The following is a 24640-nucleotide window of genomic DNA, read 5'->3' as shown; positions in this document are numbered from 1 at the left end:
ATGCCACTGTGCCCCGCCAACGTAAGAGCGGATGGCCCCGGCCGTCCCGCCACCTGAACGGATCGGCCAATGGCCGCGATCAGGTGTTAGGCACGGCTACTTTGTAGCCGCGCCTATGCGTTACGGGGCAATAACAGTGCAGCCCGCCGCTGGCGTCTCGGTGACAACCTGAGAGCCATCACTTCCCGGGCAGCGGTACAGGGTTTTCTGCTGAGCGGTGGCACTTTGTGAGCCCCAACTGCGCCAACCGGACCCACCAGTCGATCCTGACTGCGACTGCGACTGCGACTGCGATTGAGCTTGGGTGGCTTGTTGCTGCGGCTGCGGTGCATTCGAAGCGGTGGCAACCGGTGCCTGTGGCTGGACAGTGGCTTGCGCCTGCCCATCTTCAAACACATAGATGGCAAGGCCTGCGCCTTTCTTCTGGAAAACCCCGCTGCTTACGCCAAGCCCATAGGCAGTGTTGCCGTAACCCCAAGCTTGGCCGGAGCCGACGGAGCCAATCTGCTGATCGCCCATTCCGCCAATAAGGATGCCATTGGCACCGAGGTCAGCCGCCTCCTGCTTCAAGCGCTCCATCACCTTATTGGTCTTGCCCTGATCGGTGATGGCCCATGAATTACGGCTGCCGGCATCCAGTAGCGCAACTTTCTCGAATCGGGCCGGCGGATCCAGATAGATACGTACGCGAGAGGGATCAATTGGCGGGCGCTGATTGCCTACAAGCACGCTGGATGACGCGCAGCCGGTGAGAGCAAGAACCGCCATTAGCGAAATTGCTTTGATGTTCATCCATTTCCCCTGTTGTAATTCCATCTGCCGGAGGTAGCCTCCGCCCTGATTAAGCCGCCCGATCCTATCCGAAGATATATCTTGCCGCCAATTTGTGTGCCTTCCGGCATCGGGAACGGGTCACCGTAACTCTAACCTTTTGTTCTCACTGGCGACATGGATCACATCCCGATCCGGCCGGCGTTTGATCTGATGGTCCTTGCCCATGTTGATCAGGTAGATTCCATCGTCGTCGCATGAGCTGACGCCGGTATCAATCATTACGGCACCGCCAGGTTGGACCAGTCGCAGCATCGAGTCTCCACTGCCGGAGATAAGGCGCGGCCGGTTAAAGCCTGCAATGTTGCGGATGTATTCGCGTTCGAATGAAGAGATGGAATCACCCTCGACCTCCCTTCCGAAATGGGAAAGGGACTTTCCGGCCAGCGCTGCTAGTTTGGGCAACTTGCGCTTGTTTACCTTTTCCGTCCTCAACCAACCGGACTTAGGTTGTTCCGTCGCGCCAAACGCATTGGCGATCTTCTTCTTGGTGCGCCCTGAGCCTTCGATAGCAACTCGAGCTGCTACGGCTATTTCGTCGTTCTCGCGTATCGCCTGATTGTCCGTGGTAATGGCGGGTGGATGTAGCAAGGTGCCGATACACAAAAAAAGCCAGCTCGCGCGCTGGGATCGGTGCACAAGTCGATGTCAGGGGGAGCAAACGTGCGCTGCGTGGCCGACCTGGGTTTGCCACGGGCAACAGTTAGGCAACATATGCCGGACGGCGGTGCGCAGGAGCATGCAAGCCAGATCCTTTGATGCCGGTTTGCCGGTCATTCGCTTGCTGATCTGGTCGAGCATGTCCTGGGAGGCAGAAGGGAAACATCCCGACGCCGAGTGACCTCCTTCCAGCGCGTTAGATTCCCGCGCTTCGTGCCGGCATCGGCTTGGAGCCGGCCACCTCCTTCGTGCTACCGGTCGATAAGGTTGGTCATGGCCAGCTCCCGGGAGGGTCTTGCTGGCCTTCAGGGCCTCCTCTGTAAGCTTTGCCCAGTCCCTGCAGCCTTCTTTTCCGTTGAAGGAGTCCTGGAGAGGGTAGGATGCGCCCCGCGAACGCGCCAAGGCGCGCCATTCTTTACCCCAGTCGCCCGATCACCTCCATGGGGTGCACGGCATTCCCTTGGTGCAGCGGAGGTACGTTGCGCCGGGATCTAAAGGGAAAATCAGGGGCTTACGGGGGAGTGTGCAGCCCCCATTTTGAATCCAGATGCGTCGTATGTCATTGAAATATAATATTAATCCCGTATCGGTTGCGCCGATGATGGACTGGACGGACCGCCATTGCCGGGTCTTCCACCGCATCCTCGCGCCGGGCGCGCGGCTGTACACCGAGATGGTGCACGCCAATGCGGTGATCCATGGCGACCGCGAGCGGCTGCTCGGCTTTGACCGCTGCGAACACCCGCTGGCGCTGCAGTTGGGGGGCAGTGAGCCGGCCGCGCTGGCCGCGGCGGCCCGGATCGCCGCCGACTGGGGCTATGACGAGATCAACCTCAACTGCGGCTGCCCCTCCGACCGGGTCCAGGCCGGGCGCTTCGGCGCCTGCCTGATGCGCGAGCCGGAGCTGGTCGGCGACTGCGTGGCGGCCATGGTCGCGGCGGTGGACATCCCGGTGACGATCAAGTGCCGGCTGGGCGTGGATGAGGACAACGAGTACGACCGCTTCGCCGGGTTCGTCGACCGCCAGGTGCAGGCCGGCGCGGCGATGGTGGTGGTGCACGCCCGCAATGCGTGGCTGCAGGGCCTGTCGCCGAAGGAGAACCGGGAGATCCCGCCGCTGCGCTACGACTGGGCGTACCGGCTCAAGCGCGAACGCCCGGACCTGCCGGTGGCGCTCAATGGCGGCATTGCCAGCGTCGAGGCCGCGCAGGCGCATCTGCAGCACGTGGATGGGGTGATGCTGGGCCGCGCCGCCTACCACGACCCCTACGTGCTGCACGCGCTGGAGGCCGCCCAGACCGGTGCCGCGGTGCGCACGCGCGAGGAGCTGCTGCTGCAGATGCGGCCCTACGTGGAGGCTCGGTTGGCCGACGGACTGTCGCTCAAGCACATCAGCAAGCACCTGCTGGGCCTGTTCCATGCCCAGCCGGGCGGGCGGGCGTTCCGCCAGGTCCTCAGCGAAGGCGCCCACCGTCCCGGTGCCGACTGGGGCCTGATCGAGCAGGCACTGCAGGTCACCCGCGACCAGGCCGAACGCGTCGCCTGAGGGTGCGCGGCCGGGCAGAAAGGCGGCAATTTGTCCGGTCATTTTGCTGAATGAGCGGCGCGGAAGCGGGCAGGGTTCAGACCGGATTCACTCCCAAAAATCAAGAATTTGCCGTGATTTCGTAAGGGCCGGGAAAAATTTTCAACGTCGCCTTTTACGAATTTTGAACGTTGCCCCGCAGTCCGTTAGGATCGTTCCCATGCATCCGCACTTTCGTCGTCGTCTGCAGATCACCCTCGCCGCCACGTTGACTGTGGCAGGTCCGGGCGTGGTCGCCGCGTCGGCCGAGCCGCCGCCGCGTGCGGAGCCGGCCCGGGCCCAGATGGTGGCCGAGCGTGGGCGTCCGGCCAACGACCGCTCCCTGTCCGACGCCGTGCGTCGGGTACAGCGCGAAACCGGCGGGCGCATTCTCGGTGCCGAGCGCGTGCCGTACGATGGGCGCGACATCAACCGCGTCAAGTACATGGACGACCGCGGTCGGGTCCGTTACATGGACGACCCTTCGCCGTCGCGGGCTGCTCCCCGGCCGCCGCGGTCCGATGACCAGCCACCACGCGGCGATAACTCCTGAACAGCGATAATCGCTACGCGTTCCGCATCAAAATGCCGGCAGGTGCCGGCCCAAGTTACTAGGGAGAGTTCATGCGTATCCTTCTGGTTGAAGACGAAGCCCCGCTGCGGGAAACCCTTGCAGCCCGCCTGAAGCGCGAAGGTTTCGCAGTGGATGCGGCACAGGATGGCGAGGAAGGCCTGTACATGGGCCGCGAAGTGCCGTTCGACGTGGGCATCATCGATCTGGGCCTGCCGAAGATGTCGGGCATGGAGCTGATCAAGGCGCTGCGCGATGAAGGCAAGAAGTTCCCGGTGCTGATCCTGACCGCCCGTTCGAGCTGGCAGGACAAGGTCGAGGGCCTGAAGCAGGGCGCCGACGACTACCTGGTCAAGCCGTTCCATGTCGAAGAGCTGCTGGCCCGCGTCAACGCGCTGCTGCGCCGCGCCGCCGGCTGGTCCAAGCCGACCCTGGAATGCGGCCCGGTCGCGCTGGACCTGGCGGCACAGACCGTCAGCGTCAGCGGCAGCAACGTCGACCTGACCAGCTACGAGTACAAGGTCCTCGAGTACCTGATGATGCATGCCGGTGAACTGGTCTCCAAGGCCGACCTCACCGAGCACATCTACCAGCAGGATTTCGACCGCGACTCGAACGTGCTTGAAGTGTTCATCGGCCGCCTGCGCAAGAAGCTGGATCCGGACGGTGAGCTCAAGCCGATCGAAACCGTGCGTGGCCGCGGTTACCGGTTCGCGATTCCGCGTACCGAGGGCTGAGCCCCTCCCAGGGGCGTTGCGGTATGACGGGCCGTCAGTGGCTATTGAAGCGTTGGCGGCCCCGCTCCCTGCAGGCCCGCCAGCTATTGGCTGCCTCGGTGGGCCTGGTGGCGTTCCTGGCGCTGGCCGGTTACGCACTGGACGCCATGTTCGCCGACACCGCGCGAGCCAACCTCAGTGAACGCCTGAAGAACTACGCCACCGCCTATGCCGGTGGCGTGGATTTCACCCGCGACGGCTCGTTGTACATCCGCGAGCAGCCGCCGGATCCCCGCTTCGACGTGCCCGGCAACGGCCTGTACCTGCAGGTGGTGATGCCTGGTGGCACCGGCAATTCCATGTCCGCCGAAGGCCCGATGCTGCCTGACGTCAGCGGGCGCATGCTCAAGCCGCGCGAGGAAGTGTTCGAAGGCCCGTTGCCGATGACCCAGATCGATGGCACGCCCGGCGAGGTCTACCGCTATGGCATGGGCCTGGTCTGGGGCGGCGACGGCGGCCCGGAAACCGAATTCCCGTACACCATCTACGTGCTGGAGGACTCGCGTGCGCTGGGCAAGCAGCTGCGCGTGTTCCGTGGCGCGGTGTGGTTCTGGCTGGGCGTCACCGGCCTGATCCTGTTGCTGCTGCAGACCCTGGTGCTGCAGTGGAGCCTGCGCCCGCTCAAGCGCGTGATCAACGAGCTGACCAAGGTGCAGCGCGGCGAGCGCGAGCGCATGAGCGAGCTGCACCCGCGCGAGCTGGCGCCGCTGACCGAAAGCATCAACGCCTTCATCGAAAGCGAGCGCGAGAACCTGGAGCGGCAGCGCAACACGCTGGCCGACCTGGCGCATAGCCTGAAGACGCCGCTGGCGGTGCTGCGCACCCAGCTGGACAGCGGTGCCAATGACCCGCAGGAGCTGCGCGAGGAACTGGACGTGCAGCTGCAGCGCATGAACAACCTGGTGTCCTACCAGTTGGCGCGTGCGGCATCGTCCGGTCACAAGCTGTTCTCCGCGCCGGTGCCGATCGAGTCCAACGCCGAGGAGATCGTGCGCGGTCTGGAGAAGGTCTACGCCGCCAAGGGCGTGCTCTGCGAGTTCGAACTGGAGCCGGGCGTCAGTTTCTACGGCGAGCCGGGCGACCTGCAGGAGCTGCTGGGCAACCTGCTGGAGAACGCCTTCAAGTGGGCCAACCGCCGCGTGATGCTGACCGCACGGCCGATCACCAGCGGTGGCGGCCGCCGTGCCGGCCTGATGCTGGCGGTGGACGACGACGGCCCGGGCATCGCCGACGAGAACATCGCCAAGGTGCTGCAGCGTGGCGTGCGCGGCGATGAGCGCGTGCAGGGCCACGGCATCGGCCTGTCGATCGTGCAGGACCTGATCAAGGCCTACCGCGGCCAACTGCAGGTGAGCCGTTCCAGCGAACTGGGCGGTGCCCGCTTCGAAGTCACCCTGCCGCCGGGCATCTGAGCACGGCGCCATCGCGGCATCGCGTTGCCCCAGGCAGGCGCATCAGCCGTGACCTGCGCAGGCTGGGATGCAATCCCGGCATCACCACGCGATCAATACTGCGCTTGGGTCGCACTGCCCGGCGACGGGCCATACAGCCGGCGCAGGTGCGCGGCGACTGCCGGCATCGCCTGCTCCAGGACATCGGGTGCGGAGAAGTGGTACTCGCTGACCACCGCGAAGAACTCTTCCGGGGCTTCGGCCGCGTACGGATCGAGGGTGACCTCCTGCTCCCGGTCCACCTGCGCGCGGAAGTGGTCGTAACACTGCTGGAAATCGTGCGCCCATTGCCGCTGCCATTCGCGTGGCAGCGGCGGGGTGCCGTCAATGGCTCCGTCCAGTGCGTCCAGCTTGTGTGCCATTTCATGCACGGCCACGCAGAAACCGGCGTGCGGGTCGGCGATATCGGCCTGCACGTCGGCCCAGGACAGGATCAACGGGCCGCTGTCCCACGACTCACCGATCAGCTCGTCGTCCCATTCGTGTACCACGCCCCATTCGTGGCCGTCGTCGATGGCATCGTCATGACGGCGTCGTACCCGGAATGCATCGGGGTAGACCACCAGTTCCGACCAGCCGTGCAGGCCTTCGGCACCGAACTCGATCAACGGCAGGCAGCACAACGCGGCCAGCAGCATGCGCTGGCCCTCGTCCAGGACCAGGCCGGCGACCGGCGTGATGGTCTTGTGCTGCAGGAACAACCCGGTCAGGGCGCGCAGCCGCTCCTGCTGGGCGGGCTGCAGGGCATGCAGCCAATGACAACCCCGGCAGGTCTGTTGCCAGAGGGCGTCATCAAGGGGAGCAGGCGTGCGCCGGAACCAGCGCAGCAACGACTGGATCAGCGGAACATCCCGGGCAGCATGCGGTGCCAGCGCGGTGCGCGCAGGCGCGGCAGGATGTCGTCGTCACTGCCGCCGCCGGCACTTTGCGTGGCCTTGGCCTTGGCCGGTGGCGTGGTGGCGGCCGGTGCGGTGGTGGCGATGTTCACCGAGGCCGCCGGGACGGCGACACGCTCCACTTCGCTGGGCGCGTAGCTGCAGCCACCCTGGCCGGCACCGCCGAGCGCATCCGAAGCCTGCGCCGCAACCGGGGCCAGCAGTAGGATCAGGCAATGAGCGAGGTGGCGCATCGTCAACATCCACAGCAGGGTGAGTTCCCGATTCTAGCCTGCTTTCTGGACTGAATTGGGCCCCCCGTCGGGCGCTTTGCGAGGGCATGCCGCATAATTTCGCGGTCTGTTGTCGAGGAACCCCCTGTGGATGACCGCCAATTGCTGGCCAAGCTGGGCGCTGGAGCGTTCTCCGGTGACGCGCTGGCCCGTGAGCTCGGCCTGACCCGGGCAGCGGTCTGGAAGCGTATTCAAGGCCTTCGCGCCGCAGGCGTGGCCATTGAAGGCCGCGCCGGCGACGGCTACCGGCTGGCGCAGCCACTGGACCTGCTGGATGCCGCACGGATCCGCGCCGGGCTGGCTGCCCCCGTGCAGGGGTTGCTGGCAGGGCTGGAAGTGGCCTGGTCGGTGAGCTCCACCAACACCGAATTGCTGCAGCGCAGCGCGCCTGAGCGCGGGGTGGAGGTATTGCTGGCCGAGCGCCAGACCGGTGGCCGGGGCCGTCGCGGCCGGCACTGGGCCTCGCCGTTGGCCGCGCACGTGTACCTGTCGCTGTCGCGCAGCTTCGCCGGTGGCCTGTCGCGCCTGGGCGGGCTGAGCCTGGCCGTCGGCGTGGCCACGGTCGAGGCGCTGCAGGGATTGGGCTTCGGCCAGGTGGGCCTGAAATGGCCCAACGACGTGGTGGTGGACGGCCGCAAGCTGGGCGGCCTGCTGGTCGAGGGCGGCGGTGAGTTCGCCGGCCCGGCGCGTGCGGTGATCGGGCTGGGACTGAATGTCCACATGCCTGCGGCGGCCGCCGCCGACATCGGCCAGCCCTGGGTGGACCTGGACGCATTGGCCGGCCTGCCGGTGCGGCGCGACGCGGTGGTCATGGCGCTGCTGTCCTCGTTGCTGCCGGCGCTGGACCTGTTCGAGCAGGAAGGGCTGGCGCCGTTCCTGCCGCGTTATGCGGGCATGGACGTGTTGCGTGGCCGCGCGGTGCGGGTGGAGGAAGGGGGCGTGATGCACGAGGGCGTGGCCTGCGGGCTGGCCGACGATGGCGCGCTGAAGGTGGAGATGGCCGGGCGGGAGACCTGTTTCCATGCCGGCGAAGTCAGCGTGAGGGCGGCATGAGCGACTGGTTGTTCGACCTGGGGAATTCGCGCTTCAAGTTCGCGCCCCTGCATGGCAACCAGGCCGGCAGCGTGCAGGCCTGGGCGCACGGTGCCGAAGCGATGACCGCCAGCGCGCTGGAAGCGCTGCCACGTGGCGAGGCCGCCTGGGTGGCCAGCGTGGCCGCGCCCGCACTGACCGGGGAGGTGATGCGCATCCTGTCCGAGCGTTTCGAGCAGGTGCACGTGGCGCGCACCCAGGCGCAGTGCGCCGGCGTGACCGTGGCCTATGCGCGCCCGGAGAAATTCGGTGTTGATCGTTTCCTGGGCCTGCTGGCGACGGTGTCGTTGCAACGACCGGTGCTGGTGGTGGGTGTCGGGACGGCGTTGACCATCGACCTGATGGACGGCGATGGCCTGCATCGCGGCGGCCGCATCGCCGCTTCGCCGACGGTGATGCGCGAGGCCCTGCACGCGCGTGCGGTGCAACTGCCCGCCAGCGGCGGTGATTACGCAGAGTTCGCCAACGACACCGCCGATGCGCTGGCGTCCGGCTGCGATGGCGCCGCCGTGGCGCTGGTCGAACGCAGCCTGCAACAGGCTGGCGGGTTGCTGGGTGCCGCGCCGACGTTGATCGTGCACGGCGGCGGCGCCGCGCCGTTGGTGCCGCTGCTGCCCGACGCCGAACACCGGCCGGCACTGGTGCTTGATGGGCTCGCGCGCTGGGCCGTTCACCACGGCGCCGGTGGACGGTAGGATCTGCGCATGCTGAGCCGCTTCCTGATCGTCATTCTTGTGATCCTCAACGTGGGCGTCGCGTTGTGGTGGATGGTGCCGCGCGCCGATACCGCCGCCGCACCTGCCAAGCCCGAGCTCGGCGTGGCCACGCTTGAGCTGATGCCGTCGCCGGCAGCGCCGGCCGCCACGGGCGATGCCGTGCCGGCGGTTACTCCCGCGGCCGCAGGGGCGGCACCGGCCGTTGCACGGCCGGAGGACGCCGAGCCGGCAGCGTCGACACCGGCGCCGGCCAAGCCGACCGAAGCCAAGCCGGCCGAGGCCGTGCCGCCGGTGGCAGCCACGCCCAAGCCGGTCGAGCACTGCGCCAGCCTCGGCCCGTTCACCGACGCGGCCAAGGCACAGGCGGCGCAGGCGGCACTGGGTGCCGACGCACAGCGCCCGCGCGTGCGTGAAGTTCCCGGCAAGTCCGGCAGCGGCAGCTACCGTGTCTTCATCCCGCCGGCGGCGTCGCGTGAGGAAGCGCAGGCCACGGCCAAGCGCATCGTGGAAGCGGGCTTCAGCGACTACTTCGTGGTCTCGCAGGGCGAAGAGGCCAATGCCGTCGCGCTGGGCCAGTACCGCAACCGCGAGGGTGCCGAGCGCCGTCTCGCCACGCTGGTGGCTGCCGGCTTCCCTGCGCGGCTGGCTGGCGGCGGCAACGAAACCCCGCCAACCTGGTGGCTGGACGTCGCCTCCAGCAGCGCCTCGCCAGCCACCCTGATGCAACGTGCCGGCGCCGCCCAGCAACAATCACTGGATTGCGCACGACTGCGCTAGAATGGCGACCGCCTCCGGCCAGCGGGGGCGCTCGGCGGGTTCTCGCACCGCCCGAAAGATTTCTTGCCGCTTTAGCTCAGTTGGTAGAGCAACTGTCTTGTAAACAGTAGGTCATCCGTTCGATTCGGATAAGCGGCACCAGACCTCGATTGTCCAGCTTCCCGTAGCGCTCTGATTCGCAGCGAAATCAATGGGCTGCGTGCTTCGGCTTGTCCGGAGCCCTTGCATCTGCCTGCACTTGAGGCACACGGGCACACGGGCACACGGAGAGGTCCACGATGGCTCATGGGATCGGCTCGACCTAACGGCAATTGTTGTCCACGCTTTTGCCAACGTAGAGGGCGCCGTGTGACCAGTGCCTTGGCTACAGCGGTGAGAGAGGAGGCGACGTGGCCTGGACCCGCTGCAGGGCGACCCGACAGCGCGTTGTCAGCCTCGCGTCGGGGCGGTGCCGGGCCCCTGTCGTCACGCAAGGCCGGTTGCGGCAGCATGATGTGGGGAAACCAGAGCCCCTGACTCCAAGGAGTTTCCATGCACATCAACAGCGCCCGTCTTCGAGAACTCCGCACCGCCCGGCAATGGTCGCAGGAGCAGTTGGCCAATCTGAGCGGCTTGAACCTGCGCACCATTCAGCGCCTGGAGTCAGGCGCGAAGATCTCGACGGAGTCCTTGCGGGCGTTGGCAGCGGTCTTTGAGGTGCCCGCCGAAAGCCTCCTGGAAGGCAAGCCGGCCCCGAGCCAGCCTGCTGTTGAGGCCATGCGCGAAGGCGTACGGCGCGGTCTGGAGTTCACCGGTACCACCCCGCGTGCAGATTTCTGGTGGTTTGCCCTGGCCGTTGTGATGGTGCTGGCCTTTGCCCAGCTGATCGCCGAGGCGACAGGTCCCCTGCCGCTGCAGATCGCCTCACTCATTGTTCTGGTGCCATGGTTGGCTGCCTGTACCCGTCGGTTACGCGACGCCGGGCTCAGCCCGTGGTGGCAGCTCATCAGCCTGGCACCGGTGGGCGGCATCCTCGTGCTGCTCTATCTGCTCACCTACCCGACCAAGGCCACGGAACCGACCGAGGCAACCCCGGGATAAGATCCACGCCACCGTTGGCCAGGGCTTCCGCCGAGCGGCACCGGGTTCAAGGCACGGCCGGATCCCGCCATCGCCGCTCGCCCGGTCCAACCGGAAGGCTGTGCTGTGCGCTGGCGCGTAGCGGCAATGTGTCCGGGAGTATCGGCGCCGACATGGGCAAGCGTGAAGTGGTGCCGGCCGGCGAGGGGGCCGGGAGGTGATGCGTCACCGGGCCAGGGGCCAAACGTGGAACGCCAGCATTGGATGCCGTCGGTCCTGAGTCATCTGATGGTTGTCTGGAGGACAGCGCGTTCTGTCGTGGATGGAAGCGCCTGATGCAGGCGACGCCTTCGGTCAGGCCATTGGCTTATGCTCTCCGGGCAGTTCTACGGGTCGAGATGGGGGCCCATGGCTCAGCGTGTCAGGGCGGCGGACCACCCGGGCCGCCCTATTGGAGATGCATGGAGATGCCTGTTCGTCCAACGCTCGGCCGTCGAGGTTTCATGGCCCGTCTTGCAGCGCTCGGTGCCCTGGGGATGCTGCCCGCGCGATACCTGCATGCGGCCACGCGTTGCGGGGCGGGCGAGCGCTCGTGGATTCCGGACGACGCGTTCCTGGCGGCGCTTCCGGGAATCATGCAGGCCTTCGCGGTGCCGGGCATCGGCATGGCCGTGGTCGAGGACGGGGCGGTTGCCTGGAGCCGCGGGATCGGTGTGGCCAACACGCTGACGGGCGAGCCCATCAATGCCCGGACGGTGTACGAGGATGCATCGCTGAGCAAGCCGGTATTCGCCTACCTGGTGCTGCAGCTGGCCGACCTGGGCCTGATCGACTTGGATCTCCCGCTGGTCCGGTACCGTCGCCCCGACTATCTCGGGGATCATCCGTGGCTCGACCTGATCACCGCGCGCGACGTGCTGCGGCATAGCAGCGGCCTGCCGAACTGGCGCACGTCCCCGGCAACCGAAGCATTGGTGCCGCTGATCAGGCCGGGCGTGGACATCAGCTACTCCGGCGAGGCCTTCTTCTGGTTGCAGCTGGTGGTCGAGGCGATTACCGGGCAGAGCCTGGATGAAGCGATGCGCGTGCATCTGTTCGGGCCAGCGGGGATGCACGACAGCACCTTCAGCTGGAGTCCGGACATCGCCGCGCGTTCGGTGCATGGACACCGCGCGCATGACAGCACCGAGACGGGAATGCCGGTACAGGTCCTGCGTGACCAGTGGAGCGCCGCGCAGAAGGTTGCCGAGCGCTGGGGAAAGCCGCTCCCCACCTGGAAGTACGGGGATGCCGAGCGCGCGCTTCCCGAGGTGTTGGCGATCGCGCTACCGGGGCGGGTAGCCTGGGCCGGCGACATCCATGCCAATGCAGCCGCGAGCCTGCGTTCCAGCGTGCAGGATTACGCGACGTTCCTGGCGCTGATGACGGAGCGCAGGCAACGCGCGCCCTGGGAGGTGAGCGAAGCGTCACGGCAGGCGATGCTCACCGCGCAGATCACGGTGCCCGGGCGTTGGACCGAGAAGGGGCTGGGGTGGAACATGGAGAAGACCGGTGACGGCATGGTCTTCCATCATTCGGGAAGCAACAGCGGGATCTTCAAGAATTTCGCGATCGGCGATGCCCGGCAGCGGCGGGGCCTCGTGGTGATGACCAACGGGGGCAGTGGTGCGCTGGTGTACCGGCGGGTGGTTCGCGCGGCGACCGGCCACGACCTGCTTTCCTTCGACCTCTAAGCCTACCGCCTGCCTGGGGGGCGATTGAGCCTGCGAAGGAGCCGGGCGTTGGTTGCAGCCAGGCAGGAAGGGCGTGGGCTGTTCGGTGGGCGTCGAATGTCCGTTGCCGCTCCCCGCAGCGTGCAGCGCGCGACGGCAATCAGCGCGACGGCTCCGCTTCGCTGCAGCGGACGCGGTGCATCGGGAAGTCGGCCGACTGCGCCGGGTCCTCCCGGGCGATATCGATGCGGGCCAGTGCGCGCTGGTCGTCGATGCGGTGGTAGCGGATGCGTTGCGGGAAGTCGTTGTCCGGATTCTCGAAGACCGCCTCATTGGCGTCGACGCGCGTGGCGTTGAATTCCGTCGCGTTGCGGCCGGAGGGCAGCGCGGTCAGCACCAGTCGCCCATCGTCGTGCTGGCGCAGCAGCATGAATTCGAAGCTGGCAGTGCGATGGGCCTGCAGGCTGCGGCTGGTGCCCAGCATCGTGTCGCCGGCCAGGGTTGACCATTGTTCGCCGGAGCCCGGCGGTTGCCCGTCCAACTGCCAGCAACCGGACAGCCAGGCCACGTGGATGATGTCGGCGGCATTGCCGGCCTGCGCGACGGTGCCGGTGATCACCAGCGAGAATGCGATGAGGGAACGGCCAATGCGCATGGTGACCTCGGTGCAGGCGCGAACGGATGTTGGACGGCGGGGCAGCACGCGCCCTGTAGCGTCCAGTGAATCATGGATACATCCGGAAATCGCCATCGGCCGCCGGTCCGGCGCGCACGACAGCCCGACCGGGCTGGCCCGTGATGGCGGTGCCTGACGCCGTGGCGCGTCCGCGCCTGCCGTCATACGCCTGCAGGGGTTGTGCATTCATCGTGTGCCGGACGGCCCATGAACCGGCTCTGCTGCACTGCGGCAGGTCGGATGCGGGCCGCGCGACTAAACTGGTTTCATCTGAAATGGAGGTGGTATGGCTGTTTTTCGTCCTGTTTCGTTGATCGGTGTGCCCACCGACGTGGGTGCCGGTCATCGCGGTGCGCGTCTGGGGCCGGAGGCACTGCGCATCGCCGGCTTGCCGGAGGCGCTGGCGGCGCGTGGGGTGGATGTGCGCGATGTCGGCAACCTCGACGGCCCGCGCAACCCATGGACCGGCCCGGTGCAGGGCTACCGCCACCTGCAGGAAGTGGTGGCGTGGAACCACGCGCTGATGGAGGCCAGCTACGCCGAACTGCGCGACGGGCGCATGCCGATCATGCTCGGCGGTGACCACTGCCTGGGCGTGGGTTCGATCACCGCCGTGGCGCGCTGGTGCCGGGAGCAGGGCAAGCAGTTGCGCGTGCTGTGGCTGGACGCACACTCGGACTTCAATACCTCCGATGTCACCCCGTCGGGCAACATCCATGGCATGCCGGTGGCCTGCCTGTGCGGCCTCGGCCCGGAAGCATTGACCCACCTGGGCGGCCAGGCCCCGGCGATCACGCCGGCGCAGGTGCACCAGATCGGCATCCGTTCGGTCGACCCGGAGGAGAAGCGCCTGATCAAGACGCACAACGTCGATGTCTATGACATGCGTTACATCGACGAAGCCGGGATGAAGCGCACGATGGAAGCCGCATTGGACGGCATCGATGCCAACACGCACCTGCACGTGAGTTTCGACGTGGACTTTCTGGACCCGAGCATCGCACCGGGCGTGGGCACCACGGTGCCGGGCGGCGTGAACTACCGCGAGGCGCAGCTGGTGATGGAGATGATCGCCGACACCGGGCGGATGGGGTCACTGGACATCGTCGAGCTCAATCCGCTGCTGGACCACCAGAACCGCACCGCGGAGCTGGCGGTGGACCTGGTGGAAAGCCTGTTCGGCAAATCGACGCTGATGCGGGATTGACGTGAGGCGGGTGGGGCGCTCGACGCGAGCGCTCCGCGCGCTTCCCTGTGCCTGGCAGGGAAGGGGCGACGCCGGCAAGGTCTGTTGCCCGTGGCGCGGCAATGTTTTATCCCGGGCCGCAACCAGACGGGAAACCCGCTGCTCCCATGTCGCCGCATCGCCTGCCGGCGCCGGCCACCCCCGCACTGACGCCATCGCGACCTGCCTGAACGTGAGCCGGTGATGTTCACGCCCACTGCACGGCGCAACGGCCAGATTCTCCTTCACACGCGGGACGACCGGTGTTCGATACCGGCAGCCGCAGTCGAATGAAGGAGTCATCGAATGAAGCGAGTGCTGATGTTGGCCCTGTTGGGAATGTTTTCGGTCGGCATGCTCAGCGGCTGCAATACCGTTGCCGGTGCCGGCAAGGACATGCAGAAGGCTGGCGAGAAGGTCGAGGACAAGGCGAAGGACTGCAGCGACGGCAAGTGCTGATCACAGTGCGGTGCGCCGCCCGCACCGCGATGGTTTGACCACTGATCCCACCCAGGAGATGAAACATGAAGCGTTTGGTTGCCCTGATGTTGCTGTCGCTGTTCTCGGTCGCCGTCCTGTCCGGCTGCAACACCGTTGCCGGTGCCGGCAAGGACGTGCAGAAGGCGGGCGAGAAGGTGGAGGATGCGGCGAAGCGTTGATCGCCTCGCACCGCATGAATGAAAAAGGCCGGCATATGCCGGCCTTTTTTCATTGTCGGCGGGCAGCGAGCTGAAGACGTGTTCAACAACATCATCGCCGTCCAACGTTTCATGGACCCGATGGCAACACCACCGGCGGCACTCTGGTCCTGCGCGGATTGAGCGCGTTTTCCCCCAACGGAGACAGCCCGATGAACAAAGACATCATTTCCGGCAAGTGGAGCCAGCTCAAGGGCAAGGCGCAGGCCAAGTGGGGCGACCTGACCGACGATGACCTGACCATCGCCGAAGGCAACGCCGAATACCTGGCCGGGCGCCTGCAGGAGCGCTACGGCTGGGCCAAGGACCGCGCCGAAACCGAGGTGCGTGACTTCCAGAAGGCCCTGCACAAGGACTACCCGGACTACCACTGAGTCGCGTGGGTATCTTGCCGGGGAAGGGGCCGCGTCCAGCGGCCCTTTCCATTGCCGGCGTGCCCGTCACTCAGCGGCCACGGGCCGGCGGGTCGGGCACGAAGCCGCCCGGGAAGGCCTGCGGGGCGGCGGCGTTGCCGCCGCGGTAGCGCGGCAGCACGCCCATCGCGACCAGGCGGGAACGCGCGTCATAGCGGATCTGGCTGACCTGCACCGGCGTGCGGCTGGCGCGTTCGAAGTGGGTCAACGAGGACTGCGACCACTCGCGCGCGCCATGGCCGGTACCCAGCTGCTGGCGATTGGCGCTGGGGCTGCGCGCGGACGGCATCGCCGCCGATGCTTCCGCGGCAGCGGCCTTGTCGGCGCTGGCCTCCGAGGCCATGCCGCGCGGCATCGGGCGCGGTGCCGGCATCGGCCGGTAGTCGTCGTAGACCCGGGCGCGGGCTTCCTCGAACACGGCGATGCCGACCACGCCGACGTTGGCCGGGCGGCCGGTGCGGCTGGCGTAGCTGTCGCCGTGGTCGGTGAACACGAACTGTGCCACCTCGGCATTGGACTTGCGCCAGCCGGTGATCTCGCTGCTCTGCCACGGCTCCAGCACGTAGCCGGACTGGTCGGGCGAGGCGGTCTGGCCGCTGATCGCGTTGACGCCATCCACCGACAGCACCACCAGCACGCGCTCGCCGGTGCGGTTGCGCAACTGCACGCTGTAGCGGTGGCCCGGGCTGCCGGCCACCCAGCGCTGGCCGCGGTGCGGGTATTGGTCCAGGTCACCCTCGCCATCACGGTCGATGATGGACACCGCCACCGGGCCGTCGGCCGGGGGCGGCACGGGGCCGTAGCTGAAGCCACTCAGGGCGAGGACGGACAGCAGGCTGGCGCAGAAACGGTACATGGCGGGCTCCTTGGCGGGGTACGCGGCCTTGAACGTCCCGCCGCGGCCGGTGGGGTTGGGGGCAGGGAGCCGGCCGGGGCGTTACACTGGGCCGGTTAATCCGTCCGTCAGATTTGTGTTCATGACTACCCGCGTCCTTACCGGCATCACCCCCTCCGGTACCCCCCACCTGGGCAACTACGTCGGTGCCATCCGCCCGGCCATCGCCGCCAGCCGCGCCTCGGACATCGAGAGCTTCTTCTTCCTGGCCGACCTGCACAGCCTGATCAAGTCGCAGGAGCCCGAGCGTACCCAGCGTTCGACCCTGGAGATCGCCGCCAGCTGGCTGGCCTGTGGCCTGGACCCGGACAAGGTGTGGTTCTACCGGCAGAGCGACATCCCGGAAACCACCGAGCTGATGTGGTTCCTGACCGTGGTGGCGAGCAAGGGCATCCTCAACCGTGCCCATGCCTACAAGGCCGCGGTGGACAAGAACCGCGAGGAGCAACTGGACGACGACGCGGGCGTGACCGCCGGGTTGTTCATGTACCCGGTGCTGATGGCCGCCGACATCCTGATCTTCAACGCCAACCGCGTGCCGGTGGGGCGTGACCAGATCCAGCACATCGAGATGGCGCGCGACTTCGCGCAGCGCTTCAACCATGTCTATGGCAAGGAGTACTTCGCCCTGCCGGAAGTGATCATCGACGAGCAGGTGGCCACGCTGGCCGGCCTGGATGGTCGCAAGATGAGCAAGAGCTACCACAACACCATCCCGCTGTTCGCCCCGCGCGAGGAGCTGAAGAAGCTGGTGTTCTCCATCGTCACCGACTCGCGTGCACCGGGCGAGCCGAAGGACACCGAGGGCTCGGCGTTGTTCCAGATGTACCAGGCCTTCGCCACGCCGGAGCAGACCGCGGCCTTCGCGCAGGCCTTTGCCGCCGGCATCAGCTGGGGCGATGCCAAGCAGCAGTTGTTCGAGCGCATCGACGGCGAGCTGTCGCCGCTGCGCGAGCGCTACAACGCGCTGATGGCCGAGCCGGAGAAGATCGAGGCGATCCTGCGCCAGCGCGGCCAGCAGCTGCGCGAGCAGTTCGCCATCCCGCTGCTGAAGGAGCTGCGCCATGCGGTGGGCCTGCGCGACCTGTCCACTGCCGGCGATGCGCCCAAGGCCGCGGTGGTCGCCAAGGCCGCGCTGCCACTGTTCAAGCAGTACCGCGAGAAGGACGGCCGCTTCTATTTCAAGCTGCTCGACGGCGAAGGCCAGCTGCTGATCCAGAGCGAGGGCTTTGATTCGCCGCGCGATGCCGGCCAGCTGATCGCGGTGATCAAGCAGGCCGAGCAGGGCGATGCGCTGCAGAGCGAGTTGTTCAGGCTGGAGGCCGAGATGGCACCGGTGCTGGACGCGCTGCAGGCACTGCGCGAGGCCGCTGCCAAGGACTGAACCCACGGGAGGAATGCGTCGATGGCCTGGTTGTCGTTGTTGTTGTTCCTCCCCTGGTTCTGCGTGATGGGGGCGTTGTACTGGTGGTTCCCGCGCCAGCCGCGCCACCGCACCCGCACCCTGTTCGACGCCGGCATGCTGGTGCTGGCGCTGCTGGTCAGCGCCGGCTTCATGCACTGGGGTTACCGGCTGGGCGCGGCCGAGGTGGCCGACGGGCTGTGGAAACAGATCATGGCGGTGCTGTACGCCTACGGCGGCTTCCTGGCGGTGATGGTGTTGGCGCTGCTGTTGCGCCCGCGCGTGCTGCGACGCTGAGCCACGCCTGCGACCAAGGTCCGGGTTGAGCCGCCTGGCGGTGGCTGTCAGGATCGAAACCGGTTCCCGTGGGAGTTGTGCAGATGTCCGTCGAACATGGCATCCATACCATCGACACCGCGTTCCAGCGCGATCATTTCGATGCGGCGTACCTCATCGTGCAGGACGGCCGAGGCGCCTTCGTCGACTGCGGCACCAGCCATTCGTTGCCGAACCTGCTGGCCAGCGTGGCGCAGGCCGGGTTGCAGCCGGCCGACATCGATTGGCTGATCCTGACCCATGTGCACCTGGACCATGCCGGTGGCGCGGGTGCGCTCATGCAGCAGCTGCCCAATGCGCGGCTGGTGGTGCACCCACGCGGCGCGCAACACATGATCGATCCGGCGCGGCTGATCGCCGGTGCCACCGCGGTGTATGGCCAAGCCGAGATCGCGCGCAGCTACGGGCAGATCCTGCCGGTGCCCGCCGAGCGCGTGGTGGTGGCCGAGGACGGGCACAGGGTGTCGCTGGCCGGCCGCGCGCTGGAATGCATCGACACGCCCGGGCATGCACGCCACCACAACTGCATCTGGGATGAGGCCAGCCGCAGCTGGTTCACCGGCGATACCTTCGGGCTGTCCTACCGGGAGCTGGACAGCGCTGCCGGCGCGTTCATCGTGCCGACGTCCTCGCCGGTGCAGTTCGAGCCCGAGGCGATGCATGCCTCGATCGAACGCCTGATGGAACGCCGCCCGGAGGCGATGTACCTGACCCATTACGGGCGGGTGGTTGATACCGCGCGACTGGCGGCGGAATTGCATGAGCAGATCGACGCGATGGTGGTGATCGCCCGTCGCTGCGATGGCCTGCCCCAGCGCCACACGGTGCTGGTGGAGGCGCTGGCCGGCCTGTATGTGGCGCGGTTGCGGCATCTGGGCAGTTCGCTGGACGAGAACGAAGTGCGGCGCGTGTTGGGCATGGATATCGAGCTCAATGCGCAGGGGCTGGAGTGCTGGTTGGACCGGGACAAGCGCTGAGGTGTTGGGTGTGGGGCGTGCGGGGATTCTGCGGCGTGGGCGTTCTTCTGCGCAGCGACGCGCGCCCCCTCCCCAGCCCTCCCCTTGGCCTGCGGCCAAAGGGAGGGGGCGGTTCCAGGAGTTCGGTCAGGTCACCATGAAAGCCACTGTTTGCCCCCTCCCTTTTGCGAAGCAAAGGGGAGGGCTGGGGAGGGGGGCTGTTCGTGGTGAGCCCGACGTGAAAGGACGAACGGTGATCCTTTGTTGCCCGATGCGCTGTCAGCTTCGCGGCCAAGGCCGCTCCTACTCATTGGTCGGCTTCCTACGTAAAATCACCCGCTCTGTCTGTTGCTGGTAATTGCCGTGAACCCGATGCGCATCCTGCTGCTCTCGTCCTGCCTGTTCGTTGGCGGCATCGCCAATGCAGCCAACGACCTGCCCGGCGGAGGCATCAATCCGGAGGCGCTGTCGCAGCACGTCCGCGTGCTGGCCTCCGATGCGTTCGAAGGACGCGCGCCGGCCAGCAACGGTGAGCAGCGCACGGTCGACTACCTGGTCGAGCAGTTCACCAAGGCCGGCCTGCAGCCCGGCGGCGCCAACGGCAGCTGGGTGCAGGAAGTGCCGCTGGTGCGGGCGACCGTCGATGGCGAGGTGGCGGCCAGCCTGACGCTGGGCGGCAAGACGCTGCCGCTGGTCAACGGCGAGGACATCACCCTGCAGAGCCTCAGCCCGTTCGGCGTGGTCGACCAGCAGGACGTGCCGCTGGTGTTCGTCGGCTACGGCATCTCCGCACCGGAGCGGCATTGGGACGACTACAAGGACCTGGACCTGAGCGGCAAGATCGCGGTGGTGCTGATCAACGACGCCGACTTCGAGGCTGAGCAGCCCGGTGCGTTCGATGGCAAGGCGGTGACCTACTACGGCCGCTGGACCTACAAGTTCGAGGAAGCCGCACGCCGCGGTGCCGAAGGCGTGCTGATCGTCCACGAGACCGCGCCGGCGGCCTATCCATGGGCGACGGTGAAGGCATCGGGTACCTCGCCGCTGTTCGACATCGAGCGCAGCCAGGACGACGCATTGGCGGCGCACACGCCGGTGCGTGGCTGGATGCAGCGTGCATTGGCCGAGCGCATCTTCAGCGCCGCCGGGCTGGACTTCGAAGCGGAGAAGCGCAAGGCGATGCGCGCCGACTTCCAACCGGTCGCGTTGGGTGACGCGCGCCTGTCGGCCAGCTTCTGGGTCAAGCGCGAGCGCGTGGTCAGCCGCAACGTGGTGGCCAAGCTGGAAGGCGCCAGCCACCCGGAAGAGTCGGTGATCTTCTCCGCGCACTGGGATGCGTTCGGCATCGGCCAGCCCGATGCGAATGGCCAGACCGTGCGCCACGGCGCCATCGACAACGCCACCGGCGTGGCCGCGGTGCTGGAACTGGGCCGCGTGTTCGCCGCCGGCCCGCGCCCGCAGCGCAGCCTGTACTTCGTGGCGCTGACCGCCGAGGAGAAGGGCCTGCTGGGGGCGAGCTACTACGCGGCCCATCCGCTGGCGCCGCTGGAAACCACGGTGGCGGTGCTGAACATCGAGATGTTCAGCCCGGACGGCGAGAACGCCGACATCGCCACCTGGGGCAAGGGCCGCGTCTCGCTGGAACAGGACATCGACCGCGTGGCCAAGGCCCGCGGCCGGCGCTGGTCGCCGGACCCGAACCTGGAAGCCGGCTTCTTCTACCGCGCCGACCATTTCGCCTTCGCCCGCAAGGGTGTGCCGGCGATCACCGTGGGTGCCGGGCTGGACAAGCTCGACGGCGGCGTGGCCGCTGGCCGCGCGCTGCGGGATGCCTACTTCGCCAAGTGCTACCACCAGGCCTGCGATGCCTGGTCACCGCAGTGGGATGGGCGTGGCCTGGCCGCCGACACCCTGCTGGTCTACGACCTGGGCCTGGAACTGGCCAACAGCCGCCAGTGGCCGACGTGGGAGAAGGGCGCCGAGTTCGAGGCGGCACGCGAAGCGAGCGACGCGGCGCGGCGCTGAGGCAGGATTCGCACGTCATTCCCGCGTGTGGGAATGACGTGACCCGACGGGTTTCTCACTTCTCCCTGAGGGCCAGGGCCAGAGCTACCCCTCCCCAGCCCTCCCCAGCCCTCCCCTGCTGCGCAAGGGAGTGGGCGGTTGTGCGTGGTCGGTGAGATGACGGCGAAGCCTGCTTTTCGCCGCCTCCCTTCCGCGAAGCAGAGGGGAGGGCTGGGGAGGGGGGCCTGGGGACGTGCAGGGGAGCGCACTCCTCTTCACTCCTCACTTCATCCGCGCGTGCCATCCAGCCAATTGGGTCCCTTGTTCTTCAGGAAGAACACGTACACCACCAGCGAGACGGCGATCACCGCGGTGACGTAGATCGCGAAGGTATCGACATGGCCTGTCTTCAACGCGGCCTGGTACAACAGCGGCGCGGTGCCACCGAACAGCGAGTTGGCCAGCGCGTAGCCAAAGCCCACGCCCAGCGCACGCACGTGGGTGGGGAACAGTTCGGCCTTCACCACCGCGTTGATCGAGGTGTAGCCGGTGAGGATGACGAAGGCGATGGCCAGGGTCATGAAGGCCGCCAGCGCATCGTGCTGCTGCGGCAGCTGGGTGACCATGTACCAGGTGTAGAGCACGCCGCCGACGCCGAAGAACACCAGCAGGCTCTTGCGGCCGATGCGGTCCGACAGCCAGCCACCGAGCGGTTGCAGCACCATCAGGAAGGCAAGCACGCCCAGGTTGATCAGCGTGCCGGTCATCACGTCATCGCCGGCGAACGCGCTCTGGATCATCTTCGGCCCGTTCACCGAGTAGGTGTAGGACGCCACGGTGCCGCCGGCAGTGATCAGGAAGCACAGCAGCAGCGGACGCCATTGGTGCACGAACAGCTCGTACATCGAGCCGGAGGCCTTGGCGCGGCCCTCCCTGGCGGCTTCGATGGAATCGGCGGTCAGTGATTCATCCATGCTCCGGCGCAGCCAGAACACCACCAGCGCGGCGATGCCACCGATGCCGAATGCCACCCGCCAGCCCCAGGCCGAGATTTCCGGCTTGTCCCAGAAGGTGAGCATCAGCAGCAGGGTGAGCTGGGCCAGCACGTGGCCGCCAACCAGGGTCACGTAGTGGAACGAGGACAGGAAGCCACGCCGGCCGGGCAGGGCGGCTTCGGACATGTAGGTGGCGCTGGTGCCGTATTCACCGCCGGTGGCGAAGCCCTGCAGCAGGCGCGCGAGCAGCAGGACCAGCGCTGCGGCGCCGCCGATCTGTGACGCAGTCGGCGTGATGGCGATCAGGAACGAGCAGCCGGCCATCACCGACACCGAGACGGTCAGTGCCAGGCGCCGTCCATAGCGGTCGGCGAAGCGGCCGAAGTACCATGCGCCGATCGGGCGCATCAGGAAGGTGGCGGCGAAGATCGCCCACACGTAGATCGTGGAGTTCTTGTCAGCGGCCGAGAAGAACTGTGATTCAAAGTAGACCGCGAACACCGAGTAGACGTAGACGTCGTACCACTCGACCAGGTTGCCGGCCGAGCCCTTGAGCGTGTTGGAGATCGAGCGGCGCAGTGCGGCATGGTCGGAACGCGCCGGGGTGACGGTGGAAGTGCTCATGTCGGGTGATGTCCTCGCGTGCTGGCCGGGGCCGCTCCGTTGCCGGTGCCGGACGGAGGGGCGCCGCCCACCGTACCGCAAGCCGCCGCTGGGCGATGTAATGACTTGGTAGGGGGGCTGGGCGAAAACAGCATGCCGTTTTCCGTGCTGATAACGCGCGGCCCGGTGCCCTAGAATCCGTGTTCCCCTGATGGTGGTATCTGCCCCATGTCTTCACCTGAAACCACGTCGGCTGCTCCGCGGAGCGGCCTTGTCGTCTTGGCATTGTTCCTGGTCTACGTGGTCTGGGGCTCCACCTACCTGGGCATCCACCTGGCGCTGGAAAGCGGGTTGCCGCCGCTGTCGGTGATCGCCGGCACGCGCTTCGTGCTGGCGGGCAGCCTGCTGTACGCGTTCCTGCGCTGGCGCGGCGTGGCCGCGCCCACCGGTGCGCAATGGAAGACGCTGGCGGTGATGGGCGGATGCCTGCTGTTCCTCGGCAACGGCATGGTGGTGCTGGCCGAGCGCGACGTGTCGTCCGGGCTGGCTGCGGTGGCGGTGGCCTCGGTGCCGTTGTGGATGGCGCTGTTCTCGGCCTTCCGTGGCGACACGGTGACGCGCGGGGAGTGGCTGGGCATCGCGATCGGCTTTGCCGGCGTGGTGTGGCTCAATGCCGGCAGCAGCCTGACCGCCACGCCGACCGGCCTGGTGCTGCTGCTGATCGCGCCGCTGGGCTGGGCGTTCGGCTCGATCTGGTCGCGCGGGCGCGACCTGCCATCGCCGTTCATGACCGCCGCCGGGCAGATGCTGTGCGGCGGCGTGATCCTGGTCTGCGCCGGCCTGCTGCGCGGCGAGCACTTCAACGGCTGGCCGAGCGTGAAGGGCGTGCTGTCGGTGGGCTACCTGACCGTGTTCGGCTCCATCGTCGCGTTCACCGCATACGTGTGGCTGCTGCACAACGTGCGGCCGGTGCTGGCCAGCAGCTACGCCTACGTGAACCCGGTGATCGCGGTGGCGCTGGGCATCTGGATCGCGCAGGAGCGTTTCAGTGCCTCCGATGTGGGTGCGATGGCGGTCATCCTGGCCGGCGTCGTGGTCATCACCCTTGCCCGGATCCGTCGCGCATGAGCTCGTCCGACTACCGCAATGGCCTGTGGGCCACCACGTTCGCCTTCGTCATCTGGGGCTTGTTCCCGTTGTACTGGCACCTGCTCAAGCAGGTGCCGTCGGACCAGATCATCGCCCACCGCATCGTGTGGAGCGCGGTGCTGCTGTGCAGCCTGTTGTTCGCGCGCGAGCGCCTGGGCTGGCTGAAGAAGATCTGGGCGGTGCCGCGCACCTTCTGGCTGCTGGGGCTGGCCAGCGTGGTGATCGGCTTCAACTGGAGCCTGTACATCTGGGCGGTCAATGCCGGGCACGTGGTCGAGACCAGCCTGGGGTATTTCATCAACCCGCTGCTGAGCGTGCTGCTGGGCGTGGTGGTGCTGGGCGAGCGGTTGGGCCGGCTGCAGTGGCTGGCGGTGGGCCTGGCCGCGCTGGGCGTGGCCTGGCTGACCTGGCAGGGCGGGCGGGTGCCGTGGATCGCGATCGGGCTGTCGATCTCGTTCGCGTTGTACGGCCTGCTGCGCAAGCTGACCGCGGTGGAGCCGGTGTCGGGCATCGGCATGGAAAGCCTGTTCCTGTTCGTGCCGGCATTGGCCTGGGTGCTGTGGGCCGAGGCCGGGCATGGCGGTGGCTTCACCGGGACCTGGGGCTGGGGCACGCTGGTGCTGCTGGTCGCCTCCGGTGCGGTCAGCGCGGTGCCGTTGATCGCCTTCACCTACGGCGTGCGGCGCATCCCGTTGAGCGTGGTCGGCCTGTTGCAGTACATCGGCCCGACGCTGCAGTTCCTGTGCGGCGTGCTGGTGTTCCGCGAGCCGTTCGGCATGGCCAAGCTGGTGGGTTTCGCCTTTATCTGGGCCGGGCTGGTGGTGTTCGCGCTGGCCGGTTGGCGGGCCGCGCGCAGGGGGCGCGGGTAATGGCGAGGAAGGCGGTGGGAGCGGCGTAAGCCGCGAAGCCGA

The 24640-nt window shown here is 67.2% G+C and carries 26 protein-coding genes and 1 tRNA gene; 20 read left to right on the top strand and 7 right to left on the bottom strand.

All coding sequences use genetic code 11. From position 1 onward, the window contains the following. Positions 1-120 precede the first annotated feature (120 nt). Positions 121-792, bottom strand: a complete 672-nt coding sequence (locus IB227_RS08195; RefSeq protein ID WP_192286930.1) for a hypothetical protein — start codon at positions 790-792, stop codon at positions 121-123. Between the two features lie 120 nt (positions 793-912). Beyond that, positions 913-1437: a helix-turn-helix transcriptional regulator gene (locus tag IB227_RS08190; protein WP_192286929.1), complete on the bottom strand. Its 525-nt coding sequence runs from the start codon at positions 1435-1437 to the stop codon at positions 913-915. A 601-nt stretch (positions 1438-2038) separates the two neighbouring features. Between IB227_RS08190 and dusA the strand changes: the two genes are divergently transcribed. From dusA to IB227_RS08170, 4 genes are all read left to right on the top strand, one after another. Then, positions 2039-3037: a tRNA dihydrouridine(20/20a) synthase DusA gene (gene dusA, locus IB227_RS08185; RefSeq protein ID WP_192286928.1), complete on the top strand. Its 999-nt coding sequence runs from the start codon at positions 2039-2041 to the stop codon at positions 3035-3037. 322 nt (positions 3038-3359) lie between these two features. Next, positions 3360-3608 carry a hypothetical protein gene (locus IB227_RS08180; protein WP_132866029.1) on the top strand — a complete coding sequence of 83 codons (249 nt, stop codon included), beginning with the start codon at positions 3360-3362 and terminating at the stop codon, positions 3606-3608. A gap of 71 nt (positions 3609-3679) precedes the next feature. Further along, positions 3680-4363 carry a response regulator transcription factor gene (locus tag IB227_RS08175; protein WP_003469280.1) on the top strand — a complete coding sequence of 228 codons (684 nt, stop codon included), beginning with the start codon at positions 3680-3682 and terminating at the stop codon, positions 4361-4363. Positions 4364-4386: 23 nt separating this feature from the next. Next, complete coding sequence (locus tag IB227_RS08170; RefSeq protein WP_192286927.1) at positions 4387-5814, top strand: ATP-binding protein; 1428 nt, start codon at positions 4387-4389, stop codon at positions 5812-5814. A 92-nt stretch (positions 5815-5906) separates the two neighbouring features. Here IB227_RS08170 and IB227_RS08165 read toward each other — a convergent pair whose 3' ends face one another. Further along, complete coding sequence (locus IB227_RS08165; protein ID WP_192286926.1) at positions 5907-6683, bottom strand: M90 family metallopeptidase; 777 nt, start codon at positions 6681-6683, stop codon at positions 5907-5909. A gap of 8 nt (positions 6684-6691) precedes the next feature. Continuing rightward, positions 6692-6982 (bottom strand): hypothetical protein, encoded by a 291-nt coding sequence (locus tag IB227_RS08160; protein WP_132862465.1) that lies wholly within the window; start codon positions 6980-6982, stop codon positions 6692-6694. Between the two features lie 126 nt (positions 6983-7108). On the opposite strand from IB227_RS08160, the gene birA reads away from it, so the two are divergent. The 6 genes from birA (at position 7109) to IB227_RS08125 (ending at position 12398) form a co-directional block, all read left to right on the top strand. Next, positions 7109-8074 carry a bifunctional biotin--[acetyl-CoA-carboxylase] ligase/biotin operon repressor BirA gene (birA, locus tag IB227_RS08155; RefSeq protein ID WP_192286925.1) on the top strand — a complete coding sequence of 322 codons (966 nt, stop codon included), beginning with the start codon at positions 7109-7111 and terminating at the stop codon, positions 8072-8074. Further along, a complete protein-coding gene (locus tag IB227_RS08150; protein WP_192286924.1) occupies positions 8071-8808 on the top strand; it encodes a type III pantothenate kinase in 738 nt (245 codons plus the stop codon). Before birA ends, IB227_RS08150 begins: the two co-directional genes overlap by 4 nt. A gap of 9 nt (positions 8809-8817) precedes the next feature. Further along, positions 8818-9606, top strand: coding sequence for an SPOR domain-containing protein (locus IB227_RS08145; protein WP_192286923.1), 789 nt, complete (start codon positions 8818-8820; stop codon positions 9604-9606). A 65-nt stretch (positions 9607-9671) separates the two neighbouring features. Next, positions 9672-9747, top strand: a tRNA-Thr gene (locus IB227_RS08140). 390 nt (positions 9748-10137) lie between these two features. Further along, a complete protein-coding gene (locus IB227_RS18475) occupies positions 10138-10686 on the top strand; it encodes a DUF805 domain-containing protein (RefSeq protein WP_225591626.1) in 549 nt (182 codons plus the stop codon). 482 nt (positions 10687-11168) lie between these two features. After that, complete coding sequence (locus tag IB227_RS08125) at positions 11169-12398, top strand: serine hydrolase domain-containing protein (protein ID WP_192286922.1); 1230 nt, start codon at positions 11169-11171, stop codon at positions 12396-12398. A gap of 139 nt (positions 12399-12537) precedes the next feature. On the opposite strand, the gene IB227_RS08120 is transcribed toward IB227_RS08125, so the two are convergent. Next, a complete protein-coding gene (locus IB227_RS08120; RefSeq protein WP_192286921.1) occupies positions 12538-13032 on the bottom strand; it encodes a DUF6265 family protein in 495 nt (164 codons plus the stop codon). 307 nt (positions 13033-13339) lie between these two features. Here IB227_RS08120 and rocF point away from each other — a divergent pair, with 307 nt between their 5' ends. The 4 genes from rocF (at position 13340) to IB227_RS08100 (ending at position 15350) form a co-directional block, all read left to right on the top strand. Continuing rightward, positions 13340-14260, top strand: a complete 921-nt coding sequence (gene rocF / locus IB227_RS08115) for an arginase (RefSeq protein WP_132862473.1) — start codon at positions 13340-13342, stop codon at positions 14258-14260. Positions 14261-14584: 324 nt separating this feature from the next. Next, positions 14585-14737 carry an entericidin A/B family lipoprotein gene (locus tag IB227_RS08110; RefSeq protein WP_132862474.1) on the top strand — a complete coding sequence of 51 codons (153 nt, stop codon included), beginning with the start codon at positions 14585-14587 and terminating at the stop codon, positions 14735-14737. Between the two features lie 65 nt (positions 14738-14802). Further along, positions 14803-14937: an entericidin A/B family lipoprotein gene (locus IB227_RS08105; RefSeq protein ID WP_132862475.1), complete on the top strand. Its 135-nt coding sequence runs from the start codon at positions 14803-14805 to the stop codon at positions 14935-14937. A gap of 191 nt (positions 14938-15128) precedes the next feature. Then, positions 15129-15350: a CsbD family protein gene (locus IB227_RS08100; RefSeq protein ID WP_132862476.1), complete on the top strand. Its 222-nt coding sequence runs from the start codon at positions 15129-15131 to the stop codon at positions 15348-15350. A gap of 70 nt (positions 15351-15420) precedes the next feature. Here IB227_RS08100 and IB227_RS08095 read toward each other — a convergent pair whose 3' ends face one another. Continuing rightward, complete coding sequence (locus IB227_RS08095; RefSeq protein WP_192286920.1) at positions 15421-16245, bottom strand: hypothetical protein; 825 nt, start codon at positions 16243-16245, stop codon at positions 15421-15423. A 121-nt stretch (positions 16246-16366) separates the two neighbouring features. Between IB227_RS08095 and IB227_RS08090 the strand changes: the two genes are divergently transcribed. The 4 genes from IB227_RS08090 (at position 16367) to IB227_RS08075 (ending at position 21003) form a co-directional block, all read left to right on the top strand. Next, positions 16367-17668, top strand: a complete 1302-nt coding sequence (locus IB227_RS08090) for a tryptophan--tRNA ligase (RefSeq protein WP_192286919.1) — start codon at positions 16367-16369, stop codon at positions 17666-17668. Between the two features lie 21 nt (positions 17669-17689). Then, the gene (locus tag IB227_RS08085; protein WP_192286918.1) at positions 17690-17983 is read left to right on the top strand and encodes a hypothetical protein; all 294 of its coding nucleotides are present in this window, start codon (positions 17690-17692) and stop codon (positions 17981-17983) included. 83 nt (positions 17984-18066) lie between these two features. Then, a complete protein-coding gene (locus IB227_RS08080) occupies positions 18067-18999 on the top strand; it encodes an MBL fold metallo-hydrolase (RefSeq protein ID WP_192286917.1) in 933 nt (310 codons plus the stop codon). Between the two features lie 351 nt (positions 19000-19350). After that, entirely contained in the window at positions 19351-21003 is a 1653-nt protein-coding gene (locus tag IB227_RS08075; RefSeq protein WP_192287316.1) for a M28 family metallopeptidase, read from the top strand. Between the two features lie 266 nt (positions 21004-21269). Here IB227_RS08075 and IB227_RS08070 read toward each other — a convergent pair whose 3' ends face one another. Further along, positions 21270-22601, bottom strand: a complete 1332-nt coding sequence (locus IB227_RS08070; RefSeq protein WP_192286916.1) for an MFS transporter — start codon at positions 22599-22601, stop codon at positions 21270-21272. Between the two features lie 207 nt (positions 22602-22808). Between IB227_RS08070 and yedA the strand changes: the two genes are divergently transcribed. Both yedA and rarD read left to right on the top strand, forming a co-directional pair. Next, complete coding sequence (gene yedA, locus IB227_RS08065) at positions 22809-23708, top strand: drug/metabolite exporter YedA (protein ID WP_132862482.1); 900 nt, start codon at positions 22809-22811, stop codon at positions 23706-23708. Further along, positions 23705-24598 carry an EamA family transporter RarD gene (rarD, locus tag IB227_RS08060; protein ID WP_192286915.1) on the top strand — a complete coding sequence of 298 codons (894 nt, stop codon included), beginning with the start codon at positions 23705-23707 and terminating at the stop codon, positions 24596-24598. The genes yedA and rarD overlap by 4 nt, the downstream gene beginning before the upstream one ends. Positions 24599-24640: the final 42 nt, after the last annotated feature.

Origin of the sequence: Stenotrophomonas sp. STM01 (genome assembly GCF_014852135.1) — a bacterium.
GTDB classification, from domain to species: domain Bacteria; phylum Pseudomonadota; class Gammaproteobacteria; order Xanthomonadales; family Xanthomonadaceae; genus Stenotrophomonas; species Stenotrophomonas capsici.
This window is presented reverse-complemented; position numbering and strand designations above follow the sequence as displayed.